This is a genomic window from Stieleria sp. (genome assembly GCF_041595215.1).
Lineage (GTDB): Bacteria > Planctomycetota > Planctomycetia > Pirellulales > Pirellulaceae > Stieleria > Stieleria magnilauensis.
Genome location: NZ_JBFHKV010000338.1, coordinates 1 through 7709, shown reverse-complemented (window position 1 = coordinate 7709; position 7709 = coordinate 1). Strand labels below are relative to the sequence as shown.

Annotated in this window: 8 protein-coding genes and 1 tRNA gene; 4 read left to right on the top strand and 5 right to left on the bottom strand. The window is 59.2% G+C overall.

Annotated elements, in window-relative coordinates; all coding sequences use genetic code 11:
- The first annotated feature begins 314 nt into the window (after positions 1-314).
- Entirely contained in the window at positions 315-1571 is a 1257-nt protein-coding gene (locus ABX749_RS14510) for a thioredoxin family protein (protein WP_372896608.1), read from the top strand.
- 85 nt (positions 1572-1656) lie between these two features.
- On the opposite strand, the gene ABX749_RS14505 is transcribed toward ABX749_RS14510, so the two are convergent.
- Positions 1657-1920: a hypothetical protein gene (locus ABX749_RS14505; RefSeq protein WP_372896607.1), complete on the bottom strand. Its 264-nt coding sequence runs from the start codon at positions 1918-1920 to the stop codon at positions 1657-1659.
- A 61-nt stretch (positions 1921-1981) separates the two neighbouring features.
- Positions 1982-2650 (bottom strand): HEAT repeat domain-containing protein, encoded by a 669-nt coding sequence (locus tag ABX749_RS14500; protein ID WP_372896606.1) that lies wholly within the window; start codon positions 2648-2650, stop codon positions 1982-1984.
- A gap of 257 nt (positions 2651-2907) precedes the next feature.
- Between ABX749_RS14500 and ABX749_RS14495 the strand changes: the two genes are divergently transcribed.
- Positions 2908-4068 carry a hypothetical protein gene (locus ABX749_RS14495; RefSeq protein WP_372896605.1) on the top strand — a complete coding sequence of 387 codons (1161 nt, stop codon included), beginning with the start codon at positions 2908-2910 and terminating at the stop codon, positions 4066-4068.
- Positions 4069-4141: 73 nt separating this feature from the next.
- The gene (locus ABX749_RS14490; protein ID WP_372896604.1) at positions 4142-4981 is read left to right on the top strand and encodes an MBL fold metallo-hydrolase; all 840 of its coding nucleotides are present in this window, start codon (positions 4142-4144) and stop codon (positions 4979-4981) included.
- A 91-nt stretch (positions 4982-5072) separates the two neighbouring features.
- Here ABX749_RS14490 and ABX749_RS14485 read toward each other — a convergent pair whose 3' ends face one another.
- A complete protein-coding gene (locus tag ABX749_RS14485; RefSeq protein ID WP_372896603.1) occupies positions 5073-5567 on the bottom strand; it encodes a DUF4870 domain-containing protein in 495 nt (164 codons plus the stop codon).
- A gap of 95 nt (positions 5568-5662) precedes the next feature.
- Positions 5663-6307: a Uma2 family endonuclease gene (locus tag ABX749_RS14480; RefSeq protein WP_372896602.1), complete on the bottom strand. Its 645-nt coding sequence runs from the start codon at positions 6305-6307 to the stop codon at positions 5663-5665.
- Positions 6308-6476: 169 nt separating this feature from the next.
- Here ABX749_RS14480 and ABX749_RS14475 point away from each other — a divergent pair.
- Positions 6477-6560, top strand: a tRNA-Leu gene (locus ABX749_RS14475).
- Positions 6561-6615: 55 nt separating this feature from the next.
- On the opposite strand, the gene ABX749_RS14470 is transcribed toward ABX749_RS14475, so the two are convergent.
- On the bottom strand, positions 6616-7709 hold a 1094-nt coding region (locus ABX749_RS14470), incomplete at its 5' end, for a hypothetical protein (protein WP_372896601.1).

Below are 7709 nucleotides of genomic sequence, written 5' to 3'. Positions count from 1 at the left end.
TCGCGGGACTCGTCGCCTCGTCCACTATCCGTGGGTATCGTTTTCGATCGTCAGCCCGGTGAAATCGCTGGAGCGCTTCGTCAGGATTGAATCTGAGGGTTAAGGCCGTAGCAGAAGCCGCCAAGCCGAGCCCGCCGTTTTTTTCATCGCACCCCGCCGGCTGAACTGGCGTTAAAGTCGACCTATTCTGTACTTTCCGCTTAAGCGACAGGTTCCCGCCTGCCGATCAACTCACCAGGCGCAATGTCCGGGTGCTTCGTTCGGACGCTTCACCCCCAACAGTTTTTCCTCCCGGATCGACACAGGAACGCAGGATGCGAAACGCCGCGATCTATCTCGTTGTCTTCACGCTCACCAGTCTCGGCGCGCAATCGTCTCAAGCCCAAATCGCTTGGGAGGGCAAGCTTCGCGATGCCCACTCCAAAGCCAAGCAGCAGGGCAAGCTGATGCTGTTGCACTTTTACACCGACAATTGCATCTATTGCGATCGCTTGGAAGCGGGCGCGTTTCGCAGTGCATCGGTGTCGCAATCGATCAACCAAAACTTCGTACCGGTCAAAGTCCACGGGACCAAGAACCCCAAGTTGGCCGAAATGTTCAAGGTCACGAAGTATCCCACCGACGTGATCGTGACCACCGACGGCAAGGCACTCTCGCACTCGGTCAGCCCCCAGCAGCCCGATCGCTACATCGCAATGCTGGCCGAAGCCCAAGTCAGCTACGCCAAGGCGCGTTCGACACTGGCCAGCGCCGAACAAACCACACCGGCAACGTACAATACATCTGCAGCGCACAATACGTCGGCAGCGCCCACTGCGACGGCTCCAGCAGCCAACGTGGCGATGACCTCGACGCCGCCCGCCGCAACACCGCCGACCACCATGGCGCCCGATTCGCTGCCGGTCCAAATCCCGGCCCCCGGCGCGGTTGCCCCCGCAACAACGCCGTCCGCAACGACGCCGACTGCAGCGACCCCGTCCGCAGTGACCGGCACGTCGCGGCAAAATCAATTCATGCTTCCCGGCGATTCGACCGGTCGCGTGCGTTCGGCCAGTGTGACCAAGTCCGGTTCGGTCCAGGCATCGCTGGCAAGTGCACGAACCAGTGGCATGACACTTCCCGGTGACGCGGCCGCGACCCAGCCCACCGCCGACACGACCGCGTCCAAGACGACCGACTCGCCGAGCAAACCCGAACTCGCGATCCAAGGCTACTGTGCCGTTTCCGTTGTCAATCGTGGCGAATGGGTCGAAGGCAAACCGGAACTGGGCGTCATCCATCTCGGCAAACTGTACCTGTTCGCCGACAAGGACTCGATGGAATTGTTCCTGTCCGATCCGATTCCGTTCACTCCGATGTTGAACGAAATCGACGTCGTCCGGTTCTTTGAAGAAAAGAAGATCGTGCCCGGCAAACGTGAGTGGGGCGTGATCGATCCGATTCACAACCGGATGTTCTTCTTCGCCGATGAAGCCGCCATGTTGCACTTCGAGAAATCGTTCGACCGCTACCTCGATGCGGCCATCGAAGTCATGGATCAAGCGATCGAAGAATCCAACCCGGGTGTGTAACGGACTGTCGATCTAAGCCCGCACGCGTTAGCAAGGGGCCACGCGGCGTCCCACGCCGACGCGTCGCACGTTTACATGTCGCGGTTTACTTGGTGCTGCCGCTGAGCGTTCGATCTGGCGTGGCGTATCCCGGGCGAATGCCATTGGCGATGGCCATGCCGGCGATCAACGAAACGATCGCCACCAAGACCCAAACCGATCGCGCCGCAGACATACCGTAACGATCCACGACGCGGGCGATTGATCGCAGGTGATACGGTTTCTGCCAAGGGCCGATCGCGACGGCTAGCGCTAACACGCCGCCGATGAACGCGACCATCGCCACGAAGAGGTCGTTGTAGCTGGTCATCCGGTCATCCCAATCGCACCCGGCTTCATCCGTCGTCGCTGTCTCAGACGATGCTCTGTCATCAGACGTCGCTGCGACGCATCCGCCGCCGCAGCATCCGCAGCTGCACGCGGGCACTTTCTAAGTCCGGCACGATATCGATACAACGTTCCAGCGACTTCGATGCGGCAAGGTATTCGCCACACATGATCTGACAGCGTGCCAGTCCCTGCCAGGCCGTGTAGTGAAACCGGCAACGCCACAAGCAAGCGACGTACGCTTGTGATGCTTTGGGATAATCCTCCAGCCCATGCCAGCAACTGGCCAATTGGAAATGCGCCTCGGCATACATCGGCGCCTGTTCGACCAGGATCATCGCCGGGGCCAGCGCCGCGGCAAACTCGCCGCCGTCGGTCAAGTGCATGACCTTGAGCAGCTGCTGGTGATGGGTCGGAGCCGCATCACGCAACAACAGCCCGCGAAACGAATCATCGGCAACCAGACGAACACCGCGATCGACATCGCAGAGCGCGCGGCCGAGCGGGTCGATCGATCGACTGTTGCCAAGCAGCCCCAAGGCCATCGCCGCGGCACGGCGCAGTTCGACATCACCGCGGCGGAGCAAGGTCGCCAAGGTCATCGGAGAGTAGTGCTCATCAACCTCGGCCGCATACCGCGGGGCGTCCGCACTGGAGAGAAGTCGGCGATAGGCTGTGGCCAGTCGGGTGGTCCGCACGAGAGGTGAAGTCACTTTGCCATCCGTCGAAGGTGGGAGAGTCGTGGTGCAAGTCGCGTGTATACTAGGCACGAAGGTGTCTCAGGCAACCGATCCATGCCAGATTTCCAGCCCCGGTGGTCCACGAGTCTAGTTGCCGATCAGGGCCTCCACAACTCGCCAACGCAACCGGCCAACGGGCAGATCAGCGGCGATCACTCGATCAAGCCCCTGTCTTGTCAAAAACACAAAAAAGTGCCGCGCGCTCCACGCCGACCACTCCCAGGAAAACGATGTACCATCCCCTCCGTTTTCAGCCGCTGGTTTGCACCGTCGTCGTGACGGCGATCTCCGTTCTGCATCTTGCCGGACTGTCTAAACCAATCGCGGCCGCAGATCCATTGAGCCAAACCGACGATTTCGCGCAGCGGCTCCGAGAACCGCACACCGGCTTCGTTGATGGACAGTCATTGCGCCTCGCCATCGCCATCGCTTCCCAGCAACAAACTCAACCCAATCGCCACATCAACACCTGGCTCGACCGCAAGGTCAACCCAGATCGCCTAGTTTCTCCTGGAGGCCTCGGGCCGACGCGGTATGCATCGCTTTGCAAGGTTGCGTCATCGGCCGGTTGCGTTTGCTACCCCGTGGACAACTGCGTTCTGATCGGTCGCGCCTCCTGGGTCGCCGAACTCTCGCACCGCCTTTATTCCGACGTCGATGATGACGCCCCGGGCCGTCGATCGCGTCGCGGTGGCGCCGAGTCCATGGACCTGCATTGGCCCGACCTGACGACTCCCGACGAAGCCTTGCAACTCGTTCGAGGACACTCTGCCGGAAGACAATCTGGCGACCACGCGCCGACCGCGCTTCCGCATGACCTGTGGCCGGAAACGACGCTGCGTGACATTTCACCGCAGCTGGCGTTGCACTTGATCGCCGGACAGTTTTTGGGAGAGCTTCCGGACGATCGAATCGATGTCCCCTTCGCGCGTGCCTATCAGTTCGTCGGTGCCGCCAGCGTCATCGAGGGGCTGCGGGAAACCGATCCGAATCTGCAAATCAAAGTCAGCGGCGGCCAGATTCGATTGCTCGCCATCCCGGCAGCTCACCAGGCGTTTTGCCGGCAAATGCTGTCAATTCCGGATCAAGAACAGGTTCCGGTCCCGGCGAACCCGGCGGCGGGAACCGCGTTGGATCGGTTGAAAGCGAACCAACGCACCTTTTCTCTGGAGGTGGTCGACAAACCGGCCGGGCCATTGATTCAAGCGTTGGTGGGACAGCTCGGCTTGCAGTGCCAATTGGATCCCGCGGCGAACCCTCAGCTCGAGAAACGGGTCTCGCTCTCGGTCGTTGACCAGACCCTTTGGCAGCTTGTACGGTTGATCACCGACCAAGCATCCTTGAAGATCGATGCAGCCGGCGACAAGCTTCGCATTTCGGCAAAGAACTAGACGCATCGCAGTTCGGCGGTTTGAGCCGGGCACTCGTTTGGCACCGACGAGCCACATTGGAAACACAGACGTTATGGTCGAAAACATTCCCCTGATCTCGCACCACCACGATGGTCTCACGATCGAGGGTTTTTCTCGCGCGGCCGTGCAAACGTGCTGGAGAATCAACGAGCTGAAACTGTTGTTCGATGTCGGCGCGCAACCCTGGGACTTCATGGGCACGCCCACGCTGTTCATCTCCCATGCCCACTTGGATCACATCGCGTCGCTGCCTTCTTATGTGTCTCGTCGCCGGATGATGAAGATGGATCCGCCGGTAATTTACTTGCCCGATTCGGCGGTCGACGAAGCCTGGAACATGCTGCAAACCTTTCGCCGTTTGGACCGTGGCGCGATGCCTTGCGAATTGGTTGGGCTCAACGCCGGAGACGAAATCGAACACGGCCGCGAGTACTTGGTGACGGCGGTGCCGACGCGGCACACGATCACCTCGCTCGGCTTTGTGGTCTATCACCGGCGGCACAAATTGAAATCCGAATTCGCTGAACTGTCCGGACCTGAAATCCGCGACTTGAAACTCGCCGGCACCGAGATCACGACCGAACATCGGGTTCCCGTCTTCGCCTACACCGGCGACACTTCACCGCCGGGATTGGACAACAATCCAGATTTCTACAAGGCAAAGGTCTTGGTCAGCGAACTGACGTTTGTCGCGCCCGAACACCGCAAAGAAAAGATCCACAAGCACGGTCACATGCACGTCGATGACTATCGCCAGCGTGCCGATCGGTTCGAGAATGAGCTGGTGATCGCCGGGCACCTGAGTACGCGTTACCACGACAAGCAAGTCAAAACGATGGTCCGCCGCGCGTTGCCCGGCATGCTCAACGACCGCATGAAACTCTGGATCTGAACCGCGCGAGAGGCTTTCAGCCGTTCCCACCAGCCTGTCCTTCCAGCACGCGGCGTCAGCCAGTGGCGCGTGTCGACCCCAGCCCCTTTATTCAGTCCTCTTCAAAGAACCGAATCGCTCCCGGGTAGGACCAGATCTCGCCGTTGTTCGCCTTGACCGCGGCCATGATCGGGAACACGAAATCCAGGATCAGAATCAAGATGAGCAAGGGAATTCCGATCAGCACCATGGACAACAGCCCGGAGACGAACGCGTAGATCAGGCTGCTGATCAGCCAGTTCATCATGCGGTTGCCGTGACGCCGGGCCAGATCGGATTCGTCTTTGCTGATCACCCACATCACGATCGGTGCGACGATGCCCAGCCCTGAAACAACGAGCAGCTGGGACAGGTGCATCAGCGTGCAATAGGTTTCTTCGTTGACGCCCATGATCTGGCCGGGCGCGGACGAGACCCCGAAACCCGACATCGCCGGCTGCGGCTGTTCGTGCAGCACCTTTCGCTTGGCCTCTTCGAACTCAATTTCGGTCAGCGATCCGGCATCGCGCAGTGCCTGTAACCGAGCCAGCTCATCTGCAATCGTCATCAGGAGGCACTCCAATCAAGAACGAGGAAGGGGGGGCAAAACGAATGAGTCTCCATTGAGGCCATGAATGGTAGCCGGTAGGGCGCCAAAACCAATCACGGTTCCGCCGAACGTGTTTCGGCACCGCCGCGGAGTTCTTCGGTTCCCGACAAGTCGACTTTCCGATAGAAGTCGCCGACCGCCAGTTCACAATTCAATGGCTTCAGCTCGACAGTGCCGTTGATTTCGTTGCATTCGCGAAGCAACCAGTTTCCGTCGTCTTGTAGTGAAAAGTGCTCCACGTGAATGCGATCCTGAGCGATCAGCAGGTAGTGGCGAAGCGATTTCAGGTGTCGATACTGCTCAAATTTTGCCCCTCGATCGTAGGACTCGGTCGATTTGGAGAGCACTTCAATCAGGACGACGGGACTAAGCAGCGTGTCATTCTGGTCGTCATCAAACACGGGGTTGCCGCAGGCCACCGAGACGTCAGGGTAAGTCACCAGGCCGGTGGCTGAAACCTTGACACGCATGTCCGATGGATAGACCTGGCAATCGGAATCGCGGAGGCCGAGATTGAACGCGGTGACGGCATTTCCGACGATTAAGTTATGTCGTCGGCTGGCACCGGCCATGGCAAACACTTCACCGCGATAAAACTCGCTCTTAAAGTCTGCCTGGCGTTCTTGAGCCAAGTAATCGGCTTCGGAAAGCACTGGTTTGGGAACGCCGGACATCGCAACACGTGGTGACGGGAACAAGTTGGGAGATTGATATCCATTTTCCCGGCTTTGCCCCCCGCCGCAAGGGAAACGGCCAAAGGTCTCCAAAATTCCTCCAAACACCGCCGGTTGCACGAACCCGATTCGTGTTGAATAATCTCCCTAGTTGGCCGGGCAGCGTTTTCCCATCGCCCGGACGACCACCGAAGCCGAAGTGGCGGAATTGGCAGACGCGCTGGATTCAAAATCCAGTTCCCGCAAGGGAGTGAGGGTTCGAGTCCCTCCTTCGGTATACCGTAAATTACGCATCGAAAGCGAATTTACTGCCTCATTTCTCTTTGTCAGTCTCAAGCTTGGTCACCACTTTGGTCACCAAATTTCGATTCATCGAAATCGATCTTCCCACTCAGGTCGCCGACGTAATACCTCTCCGTCGTCGACCGGCTCCGGTGCCGGACCATCTCCTGAATCAGGGCGATCGGCATGCCCCGAATCGACCATCGCGTGACAAACGACGACCGGAAATGCTTGGCGGTCGCCGTCTTGCCCTCTTCGGCCCAAACATCGGCCTTCCTGCCAATATCGGCAACGACCTTGGAAAGCGATGTGCGACTCTCAAGCAAGCCCGTCTCGCAACGAGGCTGATAAAGAAAACCACCATCGGCCACCCGTCGCTCCACGTCGGCCGCAAAGTCCTTTGTCACCCTGGCGATCACATCCCGTCGGTTCTTTTGAGTGTTGACCCAGCAAAACTTCGGATGCTCCCCCGCCAGATTCAACGGCCGGTGGCAGTTGCGCCGCGTCGCGTGAATCTGAAGCGGCTCGCACATGCGACACCCGGACAGCCAAAGCGCCTCCAGGTAATCTTTGACCGACTGGCCGTAGCGTTTGCCAACAACCGAGTCGGTGACATCCTTCATCTTCTTCAACTCCTCCCGTGTGATGGGGTTCAATCGCATCGCCGGCAAGACGTGCTCAACCCGACCGCGACTGCGACGACGCGGCAACGGATCCATCATTTCCATCGAAGCCGCCCAGGAGAGTCCGCTTCGCAGCGTCGCGACGTAGGACGACACGCTTCCGCCGGACAGCTTCGATCGAATCAGCGTCTCGACCTCCGACAAAAACAGCGGCTTGACGTCCGACAGCATCAGCTCTCCGTAAACTTGCTGGCTCTCCGCGGCCGCCGCGTGAAGGAACTTGACGACCGCGTTCCATTTCTGCTGGTTGTCCGTCGAAGTGAACTTCAGGTGCTCCTGCTTGTACTTCTCTTCGAACGCGTCCCAGCTGAAGTCGTCTCGCCGAAGCGACTTCTTCAGCTCCTGCTCTTTGGCAACGGCAAGTCGATCGGCTCGCGATCGACCGCGTTTGTTGCGGGTGGTGATTTCGGTTTGCTCCGACCGCCGTTTGCCCGTGAACGGATCCGTCCATCGCAGGAAGT

Excerpts from the sequence above, each read along its gene's own strand:
- ABX749_RS14495 (WP_372896605.1), top strand. The coding sequence starts at position 2,908 with ATGTACCATCCCCTCCGTTTTCAGCCGCTGGTTTGCACCGTCGTCGTG.
- ABX749_RS14485 (WP_372896603.1), bottom strand. The coding sequence starts at position 5,567 with ATGACGATTGCAGATGAGCTGGCTCGGTTACAGGCACTGCGCGATGCC.
- ABX749_RS14510 (WP_372896608.1), top strand. The coding sequence starts at position 315 with ATGCGAAACGCCGCGATCTATCTCGTTGTCTTCACGCTCACCAGTCTC.
- ABX749_RS14505 (WP_372896607.1), bottom strand. The coding sequence starts at position 1,920 with ATGACCAGCTACAACGACCTCTTCGTGGCGATGGTCGCGTTCATCGGC.
- ABX749_RS14490 (WP_372896604.1), top strand. The coding sequence starts at position 4,142 with ATGGTCGAAAACATTCCCCTGATCTCGCACCACCACGATGGTCTCACG.